Annotated in this window: 8 protein-coding genes; all 8 read right to left on the bottom strand. The window is 37.8% G+C overall.

The window, feature by feature from the left end; translation table 11 throughout:
- Window positions 1-243: 243 nt before the first annotated feature.
- Entirely contained in the window at window positions 244-4323 is a 4080-nt protein-coding gene (locus tag ACSFVZ_RS10250) for a poly-gamma-glutamate synthase PgsB (RefSeq protein ID WP_435558783.1), read from the bottom strand.
- On the bottom strand, window positions 4316-8590 hold the full coding sequence (locus ACSFVZ_RS10255; RefSeq protein WP_435558784.1) for a hypothetical protein: 4275 nt from the start codon (window positions 8588-8590) through the stop codon (window positions 4316-4318). The genes ACSFVZ_RS10250 and ACSFVZ_RS10255 overlap by 8 nt, the downstream gene beginning before the upstream one ends.
- The gene (locus ACSFVZ_RS10260; RefSeq protein WP_435558785.1) at window positions 8575-9318 is read right to left on the bottom strand and encodes a hypothetical protein; all 744 of its coding nucleotides are present in this window, start codon (window positions 9316-9318) and stop codon (window positions 8575-8577) included. The genes ACSFVZ_RS10255 and ACSFVZ_RS10260 overlap by 16 nt, the downstream gene beginning before the upstream one ends.
- Entirely contained in the window at window positions 9308-11575 is a 2268-nt protein-coding gene (locus ACSFVZ_RS10265) for a hypothetical protein (RefSeq protein ID WP_435558786.1), read from the bottom strand. The genes ACSFVZ_RS10260 and ACSFVZ_RS10265 overlap by 11 nt, the downstream gene beginning before the upstream one ends.
- Window positions 11562-14675 carry a poly-gamma-glutamate biosynthesis protein PgsC/CapC gene (locus ACSFVZ_RS10270; RefSeq protein ID WP_435558787.1) on the bottom strand — a complete coding sequence of 1038 codons (3114 nt, stop codon included), beginning with the start codon at window positions 14673-14675 and terminating at the stop codon, window positions 11562-11564. The genes ACSFVZ_RS10265 and ACSFVZ_RS10270 overlap by 14 nt, the downstream gene beginning before the upstream one ends.
- Window positions 14675-16570, bottom strand: coding sequence for a hypothetical protein (locus tag ACSFVZ_RS10275; protein WP_435558788.1), 1896 nt, complete (start codon window positions 16568-16570; stop codon window positions 14675-14677). The genes ACSFVZ_RS10270 and ACSFVZ_RS10275 overlap by 1 nt, the downstream gene beginning before the upstream one ends.
- A 9-nt stretch (window positions 16571-16579) precedes the next feature.
- Window positions 16580-18793: a CapA family protein gene (locus ACSFVZ_RS10280; protein WP_435558789.1), complete on the bottom strand. Its 2214-nt coding sequence runs from the start codon at window positions 18791-18793 to the stop codon at window positions 16580-16582.
- Window positions 18794-19123: 330 nt separating this feature from the next.
- Window positions 19124-19777, bottom strand: coding sequence for an OmpW/AlkL family protein (locus tag ACSFVZ_RS10285; RefSeq protein WP_135925623.1), 654 nt, complete (start codon window positions 19775-19777; stop codon window positions 19124-19126).
- Between the last annotated feature and the right edge of the window lie 223 nt (window positions 19778-20000).

Below are 20000 nucleotides of genomic sequence, written 5' to 3' on the forward strand. Positions count from 1 at the left end.
TCCTTTCTTTGATTAGATAAAGTGTTTTTATCTTCTTTATTTTCATCCTTTATATGAATATTTTCAATTTAGGTACAGGGTTTATTTGTGGGTTTTACAGGGTTTTCTAATCTAAGTTTATGATAGTTTTATATTTCTTAATTTAATAGGAAAATTCTGATTTTTAATGTGCGTTTTGCTCTTGTTTAAATTTTAAATAATTAAGTTTTATATTGTTTTAATATAATCGACATAAAGTTAGTCTTATTTCGATTTCTTAGTAAACCACCCTGAGCTTTGGTTTCGATTCATCTCACTAAGTAATTTTATCGCTTTTTCTAATGTTATGCGTTTTTCAGCAATATCATCATAAATTTGAATGGCTCGCTTTTTACGCTTAACAGCAGCACCTGCATCTAAAAATGATTCGATCATTTGATTTAAATAACGAAGTGCACGAGGTTGCGAATTCTCTTCGTTTACTGACGTATTATCGCTAGAAATTTTCTCTTGAAGAGCAGTTATTTCAGCTTGGCAAAACTCATTTTGTGCAAGCTGGCTTTTCTTAAGAGTAACTAAGTTTTGCTTTAAATAATCTATTTCTAATAAATTAAATGATACAATCATATTTAAGTTTGTTAATGCCGTTCTAAATTCTTTTGCAGAGCAATGTTTGCTCAGCATTTTTGTTATAGTTTGAGATACCTTTTGCCACTGTTGCCAAGCGTATACGTAATTTAATCCCGCTCCCTTAATATTTTGCATGCCCACAATCACTTGATGGGTATTCGGTAAAGCTAGGTTTGCAATAGCTTTGGTTATCTCATCTGCGGATATGTTGCTGTCGTCAAGTAGAGTAACTTTTGACTTTGTGATTAAAATTAATCGCTCTTTTATCTCATCCCTGTACTTTTGCATATCACACTTTAAAGAGTCTAAAGCTATACGCTGATAGTAGTGGCGCAGGGTATAGAGAATAGTCGCGATTTCTTGAGATGAAATGTCTCCGGTGATTTCTTTTATACAAGACTTATTGACACTTCCTTCGCTTAGGGTGAGAAGGTTTTCTGCTATCATGCTGCCATAAGCACTACTTAGCCGCGCCTTTACTTGTGAGCCTGTGAGTAGGTTAAATTGCTCTAGTAGTGTCTCTAAGTTTTCAATATCATTAATTTCAATTAACTTATCGACTCTCTCTGTGAGCGCATCTAAAAAATAGCTATAAAATCCATCTACATTGCTACCAATCACTACGATTCGGTCAAAGCGGAGATCATTGCTTAATATTGAGGCAAATACCTTTGAACGTGCAACACGATCATTACGGTTGTTAATTAGTGCGATGACCTGAGTTTTAGGATCGTCGTTTAATTGATATATATTGAGACGTTGCCAATTTTCTAATGTTGCTAATCGCTCGTTTGCGGACATGCTATTTACGAATGATTGGCTTATTGTTGCAATTGGTGCTTTGGCAAAATGTTGTAATACACCTATATCTGGAACAATTCGTGCTGATGTTTCTTTAAATACATAGTCTTTATTTAAGCCTATATGCTCAGCCATTTTACAAACCAGTGCGATGTTGGCAGGGTGCTCTTGGTATGGATAAAGAGAGCGTATGTCCTCTGTTATTTGTAAGCTATCAGCCCAATGTACTTGAATTAAATTTGAGTTCTTTTGTTTCGCATTTAAGTCAAGAATTGGAGCCATATTTTGTTCGCTGGTGAATACTAGGCTATTTTCACCAATAAAATGACTTGTTTCATTTGCGACATCTATTCCTGTTGGCCCTAAAATATCCTCATGGTCTGGATAAGCATTGGTAATCGTAGAGAAATTATCATTCATCCAGTTTCTTAAAATTTTCACGTAACGTGGGGTTAACCCCATACATTCCCAAAGAAATACATCAGCTTTCACGTTTGTTGCAAAATGAAGTACATCACTTTGTTCCCAAATACTCGCTTTATCAAAAGGTCTGAACAATGGAATTTCGAACTGCTCTCCACTTGCTCTTGCATAAATAAGTGTAGCTTCACAACCTGTTGTTTTACTTATTACTTTTAAGGTTAAACTACTAAATAATGCAGCTTTTAAGCGTTCAGTTCCTGATTTACCCCGGGTGCCCCAGCCACCGATTGAAACGGGGATCTTTGCTCTATCCGATTTTATTTGTTTACTTATCCTAATATGGCGCGCCCAAAAGTATGTAGAAAAAGCCAAAACAAAAAAGATTAATTGGCCAATACTATTTTGATAAAGTGAATAGGCATACTCTTTAAAACTTGCCCACATATTGAATAAAAAAGGCGTTATAGATAGTTTCTTATATAAGTTGGCAATACTTGATTCCACTGGAAACTCTGCATCAAGAACAGACCCATATTGCTGAAATTCAAGTACAAAACCTTTACTTCTTATGAGATCTAAGAAATCTCGCTGTTCAACCTCTGAACCATTTCGTAGATCATCTAATTTTTCAAAGTTGAATGAAATCCAACTATACGCATACATACGTTTGAGTATGTTAGAGGGTGGCGTGATAACTAAAATACCATCAGGTGTAAATGATTTTGCAGGTGTTTTTAAGTTATCCTGCGACAAAATACTTAATAAAAAATCAAGCATGGGTAAGTGTGGTCGAGCGCTGAACTGTTTATTATCGAAGCGAGGCTCGCCAGGCACTTCTGTTTTGCTGATCTCTGCAACAGTGCAGCTCGGGACGTGCATAAATGCACTTGGCTTTCTAGCTTGTGTATGATTAAAACTTTGGCGTTTTCCTGTGCTTGGGTTTCTAAATTCGTGCCAGAGCCGCCAAAAGCGGAAACCACGCTTATATCCCCTTGTTATTAGATAGCTTTTACTTTTTTCTTTTACGTTGAAGGCTTCATTATTTTGTGCTTGTTTGCTTAAAAGTCGGCCAAGTAAATCTTGCTCTATCTCCTTCGAGCTTAAATTTATATCTAAATGAGAGTTTAAATTAAATTCGATCTCAGCAACTTGTTGCTGATACATAAAGCTGACTAACTGCTCTCGAACACGGGTAATAACGCGTCTGACGGCAATACTTTGTTCATTCTCAAGTTGTTTATTTAATACATTAATAAATGACTTAAATAATATATCTGCTTGATTTTGCTCTTCACATTCAACTTGTAAATTAAACATGATCCGTGGCGTAAGCTCCAACAGCAATCGTTTTTCTGCAAAGCTTTGTACTTTTTTTAACTGTTGGCGCCATATATGAAACGATTGTAGCTCTTCGGTAAAACGAGGATCCGTTAATTGCTTGATGAGTGTCAGCCTTACAGCTTGTTGAGTTTCTTTTTGTAAGCGAACTATTAAAAGCTTGATAGCAAAAGGCCACTGTAATAGTGGGCATTGTTCAATAACACTCTGTCTTACACGGGGATAGGCGTGTTTTGCAAGCAAGATTAGTAATTTATAATTAGCCTCATTTAATTTTGGTTGTTTACATATAATTTTTGAAAAAGATGTCAGTAGAAACAAATGTTGTCGTTCTACTTTAGCATTTGGCAAGACATCTAAATCAATTTGTGAACGCATAAAATAGCGGGTAAAAGTGGGTCTTAAATTGATCAGGATCTCTAAAATATCTACTTTAGCGGCATGAGGTGTTGATTGCTTCTCAAGAGAAAACAGTAGTAGCTCAACAAGATTGGAATCGAACTTAGTTTCGCCGACATATTCACTAATTAAATTAACTTGGTTGGCAAGAGCGCGAAAAATAGAGTTACGAATTGCTTCATTCTCAGTTTTTTCTAATAAACCTAAAAAGAAACTTTCTAAGTTAAGTGTTAACCATGATTTAGTTATTTCTCCCGAGTGAATGCGTAAATAACGATTAGTTAGATCACCTAGTTTACCTATTAAGAATTTCAATGATTGCTCAAGCTCAGAGACTTTATCTTGGTATCGGTTTACGATGGCTCCTTCATCAAACCAACGTTGAAATGCCTCTTGATCCTTTTGCAGTTGCAATTTGCTTGCGCCAAGCGCTGCTGCATAGTCTAAAATATGAAATTGTCTTTCCGCTTTTAACTCAGCATGATTTAAACGTTCAATAAAGCGTCTGTGATCGCTATCAAGCTTGGTCAATTGATTTTGTAAGGTATCTATTTTATGAGTTAAAAATGCAATGGCTTGCAGTAATAGCCAGTCATCTTCGTCATAATCTTCAGGCTGATCCTTGATTAGCTCCCATTGACTTAATTCATCTACGAGTTCGCGGTATTTTTGACGGTATAAATCTAACCAGAAACTGGCAATATCTGCGAAAAGCAAATTTTCAAGGCGTTTTGTAAGTCCGTTACTACTCATAGTCACTGTGCTCTAGCAAATGATTTAACTGAAGTGTTGGGAATATAATTTCATCATGTGCAAAAGGGGCAAAACCTGTATGCTGATTATTACCTGATGAAAATTCGATACTTATATTGTGGTTATCCCATACCCAATCCTGTTGTAATCGAACCTTTAGCCAACCATGCGAGAAATCACCTAAATTAATTTGCGTTTGCCAAGCAAATTGTGTGATGTATTGCCAAGTGGCTGTAGCACGATTTTCATCCTTAAAGCGGTAATAACTATCAATGCCGAGTTGGAAAATATGGTCATGATAATATTGGTTCCAGCTTGTGTTGAAGCGTAAATAATCTAGGCTTGTCCAATCATCATTTGAACTGGATGAAACACTAAAATTTAAATAATTGTCGACCCAAGGTTGATAGCGGTATTGATAAAATCCCTGCCAACCAGATGCATGGTTTTCACGATAAAAATTGAACACTCTTGAATTAAGTAAGTCGTCACGGAGATAATCGTTTAAATCAGCGCTGCTATAGCGAATAAATGGTGACAGTTGCCATTGATGGCGATGTGTTGAGTCACGTTGCCATTTTTGCCCAACATAAAGGCTGCCATCAAGAGCATATTGACTGTCAAAGCCATCATGACCTGGTTGCCAGCGGCTTTGAAGTTGCGCACCCGCATACCAGGGGGTTGTATCATCTTGCCATGAATAATAGCCATTAAGCGCCATTATGTCTGTCTGGTTTTCACTAAATGAATAATAGCCTTCTAATTGATACCAATTGTTTTCGTCGTTAATACGTAAGCGAGCACCAACATCAATGTCTCGTCGCGTTGGGATATTTTCAGCGCTCTGAAATATTTCTTGTTGATCGTAAAGAATGAAAGCTTGCCAATTTAAATCATCACTTTGAAATGATGTTTGCTCACTTACTATTTTTTGCTGCTCAGGTGCTTGATAAGTGACTAAGTCTGGCAAAGGAATTTGCGCTTGAGTAAACTCTGAAATCTTATTGTTAAGATCACTCAGTTCCCATGTATAAAGGCGTACATGCTCAAGCTCAGCGGCTTTGACTTCAATTTTTCCTGCTGGGTGGAAAAATTGACGTTCGTTACGACTGTAGTTATTCATTTTCTCTAATTTAATCAAGCGATCTGCATTCAACGTTGCCACTAGTGGTGTGTTAGGGACTACAGAATAAAATAGCATGGTTGTGGGTAAATCTAACTTTCTCCAACGACCTGCAATATATTGTTGTGCTTCAACTTTTAGTTGCTGAGATAAATAGGGATTAAGCCAGTGAAGGGCAATAATGTTATTATCTAGCTCTTGTTTGTTAAATGTAAAAGGAATGCTCTGCTGCTCGGTAACTGACCATATTTTTAAATTGTTAGCGAGTTTTATAGATAAGTTTGCCACATTAGCTTGAGCCAGCTCTGCAGTAGAAAAACTAAATACGAAACGAATTTGTTCTCCCTCTGTTTGGGCTAAATCTATGTAAAGTGTGTGGAATGGTCGAATCAATAATCCTTCATTATTTTTTAAATGCGTTTTGAATTGGTTAAACCTATCAGCAAAGCTAGTTTGTGCAGAACTTTGGATATCGAAAAGGCGTGTACCAGCATAATCTACAAGGCTATCTAGAGGTTGCCAGTGACCAAAACTTTCTATTCTATTTTGTAAAAAGGTCAATGAAGCGGAGGCGGGTATTGTAGCGATCCGCTGTAATAGTTGCGTGTATTCATTATTGTTTAAACGCTTTTTAGATAATAAATATAGGCCATTAATTAACAGCTCACGTTGTGTTGCATCATAGGCATAAATTAGCGACATAATATCGCCTGTGATTACTTTGTTCGTAGCATCAGAATAATACTCAAATCGTGTAAATAACGAATCAGTGATATCTTTGACATCTAGAAAGGTCTTCTGATCTGCTGATAAATTAAGTGTTTCTCCAGCTTGCAGACTAACGATCATCGTTGAAGAAACAGAGGCTGCCTGTTGGCTTTCAACGACCAATGTGTTTGAAGGTATATCACTAAAGATTGGTATTAATTTATGCTGGTATTCACTATCAGCCATTAACCATGCGGTTTGATACTCGCCATTTTGCTTGGCTTCAGTCCGTGCACTTATGCTCAGGTGGACTGGTTCTAATGCTGTATATTGCCAAGGCATATGTTGAGAGAGTACGGTGTTTTGCAACTTCCCTTGTGAATTTATTAATGTTTCTTGCGCACCAGATAGTAATTCATACTGTTTATTTTCGGCTTTTATTGTAGAGCTCAAACTATGGTAGTTTAGAGCCGTATAACTTTGTTCGGCAATCTGAGATTCTTCTGCTTGATGTGCAAGCCAAAGCGCAAGTCGGTTTTTCTGTTGCTTAGTTGCAAGTTCGATCAGTATATTTCTGCACTCGCTTAATATATTTAGGTTACCAGCACATAGCGCAAACAGTTTAAGCTCTTGCTGTTCGGCTTGATAAGTTTCTAATAGCGATCTTAATGCAAACTGTTGCAATTCCTTTTGTTGCGTACTTTTATATAGTCCTTCTAAATAACTCGTAGCAAGATGAAACTGGTGTTGTTCACGTAAAATATCTATTTTAACTTGCCATGCTTGCTCTGCGACTGATGGATCGGGGTTTTGCGTTAATGGTTTTAAAAAGGCAAGTGCATCTAATGGTGCCGATTTAGCTAAATCCTTAGCGGTTAGCATAGATTGCTGCCAATTTAGTAACTTAACTTTTCTCCTTGCTGGCGCATAGGGTTGTATCATCGCAAGATAGTCACTATATAACTTTCTTAAGTGGTTAGTTACCAGTTGAGCTGTGATAGGGCTGTTCTGATCAAGAGCTCCAGGTTGTAAGTAGAGTACTTCGTTACTAGGAAAATCAGTGAGTGTTCGAGCATAAACTGCAAACTCAATAACGGGAACGTCGTCAGTAGTTTTTTGAATTGTCATGGTTTTGTGGTTTACAGGAACTGACACACTAATCGTTTGGTAATGTTGTGTTGCCTTGATATTTATTAACCAGCTCATGCCACCAGCTGTCAGTTTTAACTGACTATCTTCATCGCTTCGAGCTACAAATGTAAGCCAAGGGGTTGCACGTTTTTGACTCGATAAGTCATAACGAAGGGGGACTTGAGAAAGTGATGTAATATCCCTAACTTGCTTATTAATGCGAGGATAAAACTGATCATCAACTAATCGTTGTTCTTCAAGCTCAGTGATTAGAACACTTTTTGATGATGTAGAGGCATGCACTACGCTGCTGCCTTTTAGTAGAGTCTGAGTAGACATTAAAGAAAGCAAGTCATAATGGCGTTTTACAGCCAAAGGCTCATTGTGCGTAAATACGTCATCACTAAAAACGTTGAGGGAATATTTATTGTAAACTGATTCCATCGCGTCATTAGCGGTTTTTAACCAGTAAGGTAGCAGCGACTTTTCCTTGGTTTTGTTAGCTGTTGTGTCATCGAATATAGCTCGATGGCTTTGTGTTATTTTTACGTAAGCATCTGTGTGGCTTCTTATCGTTAAATATTGCCCTGCATTAATGGCTAAATAGTCACTATTAACCAGACCTACTTGTTGATCTTGATATTCAAGAGCTTGGTTATTAATGATGTTTACTTTTGCTGTGAGTACTTCATCAACATAGGCATACACAGCGCCGTGGCGCTCCAGTGATTGCATATTTTTTCTAACAGAAAGCTTAATTTTTTTAGCATCAGGGAAGTAAAGAGTAACTTCTTCGCCTTTATCGAATTTATAAAAACGTTCACTGCCTTGCCTTGAAGAGAGTAATATTGAAGGTTTGGCAAGTTTTAATGTGCGTTTAAAGCTATCAATTTTTGTTTGATAGTGGCCAACTAAAGCTGAAAACTCAGCCTGTTCATCCTGACGGTTTTGAATTGCCACAATACGGTTGTGGCCTAAGGCCGGAAGTTGGCAGCGTTTATTAGAACACAGTAAGTCTCGTTCCAGTTGTATCCGTTGCTGAATATATTGTGTGTTGCCTACACTCATAATGAACTTATCTAACAGTTCTGAGTTGATCTCCAACCAATGCCCTTCAGGTAGCCATAAATATTGGTGTTCAAAAGAATCAACTTGTATCTTTTGTGTCGTTGCCAGCACATCTAATTTAGGTGAAGTTTTTAACCAAATCGGCGGCTGAAGTACTGCATGCTCTTGCTGTTCAGCATGAGCAGGTTTGAAGGCTAGCAGCGTAAGTGTTATAAAAGCGATTATGAAATAAGGCATTGGCTAAACTGCTTTAAAAGTAAGTTATTGGTAATTAAGCGCTCTCGTAGTTCGCGACTTAACTCGATATGGAAAAAGTGACTATTCACAGGACCTAGCGAATTAAGAATGTTTTGTGTACCTCCTAGTTCATATACATCCTGCCCATAAACTAGGGCATTTACATCAAGTTTAGAATTCAGGCATTTAGAGATGTGTAAGCTGCGGTGCGATGCATGTAAATGGCCTTCGCTGATGATGATATCTGCTTTTCGTCCTTGCTCTGTAGTGCGCTTTTCCTTTGCAAATCCATGGATTTGATAAATTGAAAATGTTTCAACGATTTTACCGTATGCCAGAATGAAGGCATTACTACTGCTATTTTGGTATTGACTAAAGTCTATAATTTTACCTTGGAGGTCGCGGCTGCTTCTATGCTTAGTATTCGTCAACAAAACTTGGCACTCACTAAACAGAGCTTTAGCAATTAGTAAAGTATGCTTGTCAAAATATCTATGCGGTGCATAAGAAATACAGGGTTTACCTTTTGGCTTAAAATGTATTTCGCCACCTGAAATTAAAGATTTCTTGGCATACAACACACCCTCGCTAAAAGTAAAGTGCTTAGGGACTTCATCTTGGTTATTGAGCCAAGCATGCAAGGTTAATGTGAGTTGCTCAAAATCACTATCAACACTTGTTAACGGAGTAAATAATAATGCAAAAACAATAATAAAGTTAAAGTTCATTATTCCACCACCTTACTTTTTGCTCCTGCATTGGGTACTCTTCAAGTATAGACAACCAAATTGTTTCTGAAGAACTTAAAGTCACATACAGCAGTGTCTCTATATCATTAGCTAGATTGAGTGTAACGCTCGGATAACTCGTTATTTGACTTTTTTTAGGGTGGATCAAAAAAGACTTTAATAATTCAGAGTTGTGAAGTTGGAAACTTTGCTTCGCAATACTGTATTCACTTGTAAGCCCAAGCTTGTATTTTGCAGAATGCGAAATGTTTAAAGTTACAGGTTCATTGCTTTGGGCACGAAATACTTTAAAAACAATGCTAATTGGACGTTTCTTTTTATCATATGATAGCTTCACTGGCTTATTTTTAACCAATTGATAAAGGCGCTGTTTTACCCATGGGCGATGACCATACCAATTTTGATAAATTACACTGGCTTCGTTAACTAACTGCTGTTGATCAGCAAATGAGATGTCATCAGTTTTAAGCTCTTTTGCACTGTTACTATTTAATCGAGAGATTAAGCGGTTATCATTTGAGCTAGCAGAGGGAATAGCCTGATTTTTATCATAGAGTCCAAAATTAAACTCCTCTGCAGGTTGCTGTTCCTCATAATAACGGTTCGGGCTTAACCCAAGAGCCACATTTGATAGTGGTAACAGATTGAAAAGCTCTTTAGATTGGTAATAAGTTGTAGTTTGCTCAACATCTGGAGGCGGAGCAAATGTACGAATATTTACAAATAGATCACGTTGCGATAAGTCATAGTGATTACGTGCTTTTTGTTCATACCATGCTGCAATATCATAAAAGCCATTAGTAGACTCAGTAAGAATTGGCTGGTGTGCAATTCGGCGTTGATAATGAAAACTCGCGAGTCTTGATTTCAATCGCACATACACATCGTTATTAGCCGTAATTTTTACATATTTTGTCTCTTTCCCAGTACGAAGGTAGTAGGGGGTCAGCATACCTACTGCTTGTCTTTGAGTGTTGTTTGCTATTAATCGATCAAAGCCAGAAATTTCACCTTTGATCGTAATAGAGTAACGATCTATTTGGATTTGGTTTTCATCGTATAGAGAAATATTTAATTGACTCGTTTCGAGAGCCCTGAGCTCAAGGTTCAAATGGCTTAATGGCACAACATCGAACTCTACGTGCTCTTGCGCATTAATCAGGTAACTACCAGCATAACTTGTTAAAATAGCGGTACCAGATTCAGTTCGCCATTGGGTTAGCAGCTCTTGCTCACTGCAAATTGTAATTAATCCCGGCTCAAGAGGCTGAGTTTGATATGTGTTTTCTTTATCTGTTAGCGTGTAATTTATAACTTTTGGTGCTTCAAACTGAAGTTTGTCATACCAGATTAATGACGGAGTCTCTTGGTCATTACTAACAGTGAAATTTAAACGATCACTATTGTCTAATGTGATACTGGCGCATAAACCATGTTTGGTATAGTAAGCAGCAAGACTATGCTGTTGCTGACTAAAATCATAGGTTAGTACATTATACGGTAAGCTTTCATAAAGAATATCTGATTTAAAGTCGATTCCAGGAATACCTTGTGGCGCTATTTTTTGCCACCAAAACGCCATTGCATTCGTTATTTCAGTATTTGTTAAGGTATTTTCACCCATCGTGAGGTAATCAGTTGCACGTTTACGTCTATCGACGGGGCGTTTTAGCCAACTATTGAGTGGATCAACGTTTTGGTCAGGTGTTTTAGCATGCACTCGAACTACCACTCCTTGAATTGTCTTTTCTTCAGGAATAAGTGTAAGTGCTAAGCTTTTCGCTTGTGGGTAATGTTTAATGGGTAGGTAAAATGATTGCCCAGAAGCCACATTCAAAGACTGCTTATTTTCAATGATTTGCTTAATTTGTTGATCTTGACTGTTATTAACTAACTTTGAAGCGTGGTGATAAACTTTATCTACAATCACCTCTTTCTTGTCATTATAAAGAGTGTATTTGATGGCGTAATTTACCGGCTGTTCAAGAGTGACAGATTGATCAAATACGGCGTTTGATAAGATCCTAAGTGAATGTGTTCGCTGATTTGAAAATGTATAAGTCAGTGGTTTTGTGCTACTAAGCCACTGTACTTTTGAGCGAGTTTCTTTACTGGTTTGGGGGTTAACTGGCTCAGCAGAATCTAGCCAAATTAAAAAGCTATTCCAAGTAAATAAGGCTGTTAACAATACAATGATAAGAACTAAGATTGCGAAGAAGCGTTTAATTAGATACATCAAAGCCTCCCCCCATCATTTTGTTGAAAACATCCACATCGATCAATTGATTGCTCGCCGGATTATATATAGCGACTAGACTATTGTGCTGCTTGATCATCAGTGCGAATTTATCTAAATTTTCTAATTTTATGGTTTGTAATACGCACTCATTAAGCTCTGAACATATTGTTTTCAGTACAGCAATTTGCTTATCGGCGGTATATTGATTAATTTTTCTAAAGATAATTTGTTTATCGCTGTCAGGTAACGTTAACCAGTTAGAAGGAGATAAAGTGGCTAGGTTAATAGTGGTGACTGTTGGATAAGTAGAAATCGCAAGAAGGCGCATAAGCAAACTATCTTGATCCATTGAAAACTGTTCTTTAAAGTCTGAGGCTATCCATAAAGTAGCGAGCTCGCTGTTTGCATTAAACTGTTGATAGCCATATTGCGGTGAGCTACCAATCTCAAGTCCCCGAGTGGCTTTTTGGCCTGTTACTACTTGGTAATTAACACCTAAAATGCTTAAGTCTTTGGTTAGCTTTTCCATTAAAGGGGCAGCAACGTCACTTACCTGAGTATTTGAAAATGCAATTGCATTAGGGCGGATCCATGACGGAGCACTATGGCTGCGAATTTGGATATTTAAGCTCGGTTGTTGTGCTTTAAAACGCGAATAGCTTTGATGGACGATATTGAATAATGAATCGACGTTGTCTGCAGCAAGTACATTAGCCTTCGGGTGAGCATATGGGTGTGCTCCTGCAATTAATAAGTTAGCGGCATTTGAAGTCGTAAAAAGTTGGCTGGCAAAACTAAGAGTATTTCCTTCAAAAACAGGTCTTGGCACGCTTAAACTTATTGCTTCATGTTTGCTAAGCGTAAACGCATACAGGCCTTGGCCAAGATCCATTGCTTCATTATTTTGTAAGGGACTTAATAGTAAATATCGGCCACTATTATTCTGTACTAGTTGTAACTGATAGTTAAGTAACTCTGCAGTGCCATTTATCTGCTTCAGGTGATTTAAAATATCCTCGTTCAGTGAGGCATTGCCGATTTGCTGTATCAATCTATATAGTGGTGTCAGTACTTCAAATTCCCAAAGCGCAACTTGGCTGTGTGTCAGTGGTTGATAATTGAGACTGCCTTTACTACTTATATACGATGAGAAATCTTCGACAATTTTGACCATTTCTTCATTGATTATGTTAAGTTTTAAATTGCTATAACGGTAATTTTCACGGTATATATACGCCAATATGTTGGTGTAATTATCTCCATTAAGAAAGACTTCTAGCATAGACCCTTTAAAACTACTCGAAGGTAAGCTACTCGCTGTTGCCTTACCAAAATAAGTGGCTTCACTGCCGATAAACTCATGCATTTCGCGTTGGCTTATAGAGGGCGGAAGTCGATTAAAGATCCAATACTGGCTTTTAACTTCAGCAGGCGTGCTTTTTAGTAAAGCTGCGGTGTAGCGGTTAGATTCACGAACTTGCAATAATTCTTGCGCCTCTAATGCGTTAATAAATGCTTGGTAAAAAGGGCTTTGCTGGTTTTCCTTTGCTAATGTTATTTGAGGCGTTTTTGTTGCCCCAAACACTAAAGCTTTACTTTTTAGATGCTGAAAAATAAGGGCTGCTGAGTCGCTAGCAAGATTTTCAGTGATAGGATACGGAACTGTGATCATGAGTGGCGTTTGTGGCGTTTTGTTAATCACAAATAAACCGCGTTGCTGATTCTCAACAATATCTATTAGGTATACATAGTTTTCATCACTAACAAGTTTAAACCCGATAGAGTTAAATAAAGCGCTTAGATGACCTATTTTTTGCTTACTTTTAATCGCTTCATTTAACTGATAAACCGCATATTTGAAATCAGAGACTGCCTGACTGGCTTTGTAGCTACTTACGGTTACCTTATTAGAACGAGTAGTATATAAGTAGCTTTTGTATTGACTCACTTGCTGATTGAGCGTGATGACTTGCAACTGTTCTGCTTCAGGGTCAATATTTTGTTTTGTTAGTAAAGATGGGATAAGCATTACTAAAAAGCCAACAATAATAGCAAGGCTTCCACCTACAACAGATGTTTGAAAAGTGGCTCTTAGCACAAGGCCTAACGCATTTTTTTGATAGATCTTTAGGGCAAGTAAGGTGGCTAGCATGTAACCAAATGCAAAAGTGTCGGTTACTTTTACCGTTGGAAAAAACCAAACGACGATATAGTTTAAAATAAGCTTAAAGATAAAGCCTATAGTAAAAAATAACATCAATAATCTAGCACCTTCGATATGTGCATGTTTTAGGCGAGTGAAATGGATGAGAGAGCCGCCAACGGCTAAGATAACAGCAGTTTCAATGAATGAGGTTAAAATCTTACTTGGTTGGGTAAGCTGCAAAGCTAATAGGGCTGGTAGCATGATACCATTGAACTCCCAACCATATTTTAAATTTGCTCTGGAAGCTAAAAAAGCGGTAATAACTAAAATAATATAGGCTTTTGGTGCTGCAATGATTGATGCGGCAACAGCTTCATACATAATACCTAAGTTAGCGATACTAAAATTGGTAAATGGCATGAGTACAAATCGTACTAAAATATAGGTAATGAACAACTGAATGAAAGTTACTTTCAGGCCGTACTTAAAGCCACCATTCCACATTACATTGGCAGTTAGTGCGATGATGATAAGACCCAAAGAATAAAGTTGTGATGCATAATCGAAAGTGATATCCCATTGGCTCAACTGATCTGCAATAATTGGCCAAAACAGGGTATCCATACAAACACGAACTAAAATACTAATTAGGATGATGGCAAAAAAACGGTCCCTGCCAAACATTTCACTGTAGCCAAAACGCTCCATCAAGTAATTTGCACTAAAGCGCATAACCCCAAACACAACAATTGCTTCTATAATAATCACCGCGGCAGAGGTGGGGCTTATTATCAAAAGTGGCACAATGTAACCAGGTACAACAAGGCCTGTGAGTGGAAAACCAAAGCGCAAATTCAGTAGGCACACTACAGCCGTGCCGACCCAAACAGTTGTTATTACTGATTGGCCCAGTCCACTACCTGCAGGAAAAAGCGCTAAAACGAAATCCATTAAAGTTTAGCCTCCGAAGTTATTTCAGGAGTATTTGCTATAAACTCAAATAAAATTCCAGATACTTGAAAAGGTGCACCTGATGCAGTTTGCGAGTTATCTGAATGAAGCGCTCTAATAATTAGAGTGTAATGATGTGCACCAAGTTTAGCAGGAAGCTCAACGGTCGCTTTATTAAGTGTAATGTAACGTAATTTACCCTTTGCAATCTCAATATCAAGCTCACAACTTTTACACAGCAAATCAAGCGCAGTGGTTTCAAAAATAGCTATTTGATGCTGCTTAGCAAAACGCTCTAAAGATGCATTGGTTTGAATAACTTGACCAAACAAATTAAAAAGCACAGTTGCTGGGCTTGTGTGGTTAAAAACCATCTCTAAGGTAGTAAGCTTTTGCTCCATTTCGTTCAGGGAGCTTTTTACCTTTTGGCTAATAGGCTCGTGCAGCTTAAAGGTGAGTAGCCTGTTTAATAAGGTACGGTTTTTAGCCTGTGTTGTTTTGAAAATATGGTAATGGAATAGTAGTTCAGCAACCTGAGCTGCAAATTTATTAACGTTTTGCTCAAAGGCTTGTTGGTTAAAGTTATGATTAGGAATAATTGATAAAGCCCAAAACCCACGGACATCTCCTGCATATACCAGTGGTGCGATAAACTCGATTTCACCCTCAATGATTTGCTTAAAAAATGGACGGCTGATCTTTACGATACCCAATGACTTTAACGCATTACTATAAGGCGTTCGCTGATAGTCACGTCTCATTTCTTGAATATCATCAAGTTGGCAGTTGATAGCCCGAATTTCAACGACGCGATGGTCGTCTTCTTTTCGAGCTAAAAAAATTGATTTTTCTAGATCTAACTGTTGGCTAATTAATTGTATTATGGGATCCCATGGAGAAGGGTGCTCTATAAAGCTTTGCGGAATATAACGGCCCATCATCATTTGCTGAATGTTATTTACATCAGTTGTAAGCTCTTTATCTTCAGAAATCTTCCTCGCCACCACAACCCAAAATAATGTGACAAAGGTCAGAATGATGTATTGGCCGATAGGGATAAATAACTTTGCAAAGTTCACTAAAAAATAGCCAGCGCAACACCAAATGATAGTTATGCTTAGTGCGACTAGAAATGAATAACTAATCGACATTTTTTGAAAGAAAAACAGTAGGACAAATACCAGTATCAGCGCAAGTACTATCGAGATAACAAAATTAAGCTCATTTATTGTGCTGTTTTTTTCTAGACTATCAGCGATATAAGCAAAAAGAAGTAAGGGGTCATTAAGCCCTTCTAATTTAGGGGCATGTATCAGCACATTAAATTCAGCTGATTGCTGACCGACAATAATCACTTTATTTTCGAGTTGCTCACTCATCACATCAAAGCCAAGAACTCGCTTAGCTGTAAATTTAGGTAGCGCAGAAACTGCCAATTTAAAGTTAATCAGTCTTGATTTTTCGTGCTTATAACCAAAAACAGCTTGCCACACACTTTCACACTCAAGGTTAGTCGCTGCTGGAATACGCATTTGATATGTTGCCCAAATCTCTACATTTGGCACACAGTACTTACTTTGCGAATAAGGGTAGAAAACACGCTCATTGTCTACAGGTGCTAAAGGTTCATCTGCTAAAACAATGATTGCTTTTGGCTGGTACTCTGTAAGCTGGGTGACTAATTGTGAATGGTTAGCACTAAGGTTTTGACTGGTGATAAGCACTACATTTGTTTGCTGAGTGTTACTGAGAGATTCTATTTTTTTATATAAAAAGGCATTACTTGCTTGAAATAAATTCAGCAGGTTACTGATAATCACAATTGCAAATAAGCAAACAGTAAACCAAAAGGCTCTTTGTTGCGTTAATCGCAACAATTGTTGTAATACAACCACAATTCCTCCTTAATCAAGTACAGTGAATGTCAGCGTTAAGCTCACTTCACTACTTGAGTTGACTTTTAAAAAGTCAAAACCGTGCATTTTATCGGTCTTCCATTGTCCGTTTTCTAGGTTGATACTTTGTTGCCAGCTGATCATTGCGACATCATCTAGACGCGTGATCGCTTCTCCTGTATTGGGTGGATAGTGCCTAAATTGTAGTTTTACGCCACGAGGCGGTAATTTTTTAGGCCCAAGTGTTAACTCATCAGAAGGTAAACTAAAGTCATGGCTAAAAACATGCCATGGTTGATTACCTCCTACGCTAACGGGAATTTGGTTTTCTGCAAAGGTAAGGTCATCAATTTCTGTTGTATAAGTAAGCAAGGCCTCAAGCTGACCACCATTTTCAGATTGCAAATAGGTCAGCAACGAAAAGTCTTTACTTAACTCTAGTGCACCTGTTTCGTCGGTTAACTCCATAACCCGCATAGTGTGTCTAAATGGAATAATAGAGGGAGTGTTGTCAAACTTATCTCGGGTTGAGCACAGAGCTTGCAAACCATTGAATGGCTTATCAGTGCAAGGCAACACACTTTCACTGCTATGATCCCATCGACTAACTTCAAAGGTGTCTGCGTCGTTATCCCAATCTTCAAAATCGCCAAAGACCATAATATCTCGGCCCACTAAAAGCGTATCTAAAGAACCACTATTAACGTCTATGGATGAAACGTAAGCAGCAGATGATGGTGAATATTGTCTCAAGTCTATGATGTCAGTGGTGGCATCAATGTTGATAGTCACTTGCTGAGTATTTTTTGTTGCTTGATTTGCAGCAAAATATATTTCAGCGTAGCTTTCTCGGGGAACAAGCGTAATATTGTCATCAGAAAGTTCGGCGATTCTTCTCAATAAATAGTGACTTAAAAAACCAGTGGTGAATCGAGGTTTATAGTCTTCTAAATAAATAGGATAAGCAAAACCACGAGTGATTTTTTGGCTTTGCGTATCAAGGTCCAGCATAACTGCAAGGCCTAATAAGGTATCAAGTCTGGGTTGGTCAAATACAAAGTTACCCAAGCCCAATATGGCTGGTATTTCATTAAATACAGCAAAGCCTTGGGCAATGTGTGGGTGATGACCAATTAGTAGATCAGTATTTTGTGAAGAAAGAACTTCAAATCGGCTACCTATATAAGGTGATGGAGTATACGAGTATTCATCACCACCATGCATTTGTGCAATGACAAAGTCAGTAGGATCTAACTGTTCAAGTGCAGCTTTGACTGCCGCTGAATTTGTTAAATCAGCAGCCCCACCTTTATTGGTGTCAGCAACGTAGGTATATTGATGTTCTTTTCCGGTAATTGAAGTTGCAGCAAAGAGCACTAAATTAACATTATCAAGGTTATGCTCGACAGTTTTAAAAGCGTCAGTTTCACTTAAACCCGCACCGCTATTTAGGAACCCTGCATTTGACACTTCAAGGAGTGTATCTTCAAGGCCATTCTGCAAATAGTCATAGATGTGATTATTACCAAGGCCAACATAATCAATACCAATTTCAGTAAGGCTTTGCAGTGATTCAGGCAAAGAGAAAAAGCTGAATTCTTTAGTCGGATGAACTGTTGTTGGCATTGTCGTAATAGGTGACTCAAGATTAACCGATGAAAAGTCAGCAGCTTTAAAGAGCGCTGCAACTTCTGTGGTTATGGCGATACTATCTTCGCGGGCTGAGTCAGGTCGAATGAGCGCAGTGTTAACATTAGGTACAGATGTACCCATTGTCTCTAAATTGGGGTCTAGGAAGCGTCGACCAAACATTGTATCACCAGCAAATAACAAGCTTTTTGAATTTGCTGATTGTGTTTCTAATTGGATGTGTGAGGTTACAGAGTTAGGTTGGTTTACTAAAATACCTGCCTTTGGGAAATAACCTGATTGTGCAATAAAAACAGCGTGATTACCAAAAGAGAGGTTGCTAATAGAAACACGTCCATTTTCATCGGATAGGTACTCTTGACCTGCAACGTCAACGCTCACATTGTTAAGAGGTATTTGATTTTCATTGGTAATAGTAAATACGATGTCAGCGGTGCCCGCAATTAGCGCTTCACGATCACTAATTGTATCTTGCTTTTGTTGTTGCGGTTTATCTTCACTAGGATCTTTTACTTTGCACGAGATTAGAGCTGTGCAAAGAATCAACACTAACGAATTGACAATTACTTTCAATTAACACCTCGAGCTGCCACCTAATTTATTTTAGATAGGTCAAAATTATTACAACCATTTTATAATCGCGAGCAAATAGGAACAACACGTCTTTGGCTCTGAAAATTCAGATATTGCAATGAAAAACAGTAAAATAAGTAACGGTTAAATAAACAAAAAATAAAAACCAATAAAAAGAAATGGGTTATTTTTATAGTGTAGTCTAAATTGGTTAGTTGGTTGAACCTGAGCGAGAATCAAGTTCGTGTTGCAGGTTTTTCTAGAGTGGGAACAAATAAAAAAGGCCATTTAATGGCCTTTTTGTGCGTATGGGCTTTCACAAAATGAAAGTTAGAATTTGTATTTAATACCAAACATAGCAACGACAGGGTCAATTTCTACAGTTGATGTTAATGCTTTTGAGCCGCCAGCATATACAGTTGCATCTGTATCGATATCAATAAGTGAAACCATGCCATGTAGACCCCAGTTTTCACTCATCATGTAGTTGAAACCAGCTTGAGCTGCAAAGCCAAATGAGTCGTCTAGTTTGACTTCTACGTCGTCAGTACCTAATGTTGCTTTTAGAGCAGCTGAAGGCTCTTCATCAAAGAAAACTGTATAGTTTACGCCTACACCTACAAATGGACGGAATTTATAGGTTGCATCAAAAAAGTGATATTGTGCTAAGAAAGTTGGTGGTAAGTGTTTAATTTTAGCAATCTTATTACCAGCTAAGCCACCAGCACCTTGAACATCATGACTAAATGGCGTTGCAGCAACTAACTCAAGCACCCAGTTATCGTCTAGTGCATAATCTATAGTAATACCTAATTGCGTGTCATCATCTGCGCGTAAGCCTAGTGCCGGAGCCTCATTGATTTTTGAGCTATCGTTGTCAGGGTTTACGTTAATAGCACCCACGTTCACGCTTAAGTTTGCGTTTGCAACAGGAGAGAGTGCTAATAGTGAAGTAAGTAATGCAATGCTTAATTTGGTTTTCATGTTGTTCTCCGCGAACTACTTGTCTTATTTGGTTGAGGCTATTATTACTAAGTTGGAGGGGACAAAACCTGTTCTAGATCAAAGTTTCAAAAATGTTTGAACTAAGTGAGGCCATTTATTGATTTAGATTAAGTTTTTAAACGGGTACAGCGAAAAAAAGATTGACTCTCATTGACTTTATATTCAGTTGCGGCTGTTAAACTAACGATGTTATTAGTTTATT

The sequence above is a fragment of the Pseudoalteromonas nanhaiensis genome, assembly GCF_051235485.1.
Lineage (GTDB): Bacteria > Pseudomonadota > Gammaproteobacteria > Enterobacterales > Alteromonadaceae > Pseudoalteromonas > Pseudoalteromonas lipolytica_C.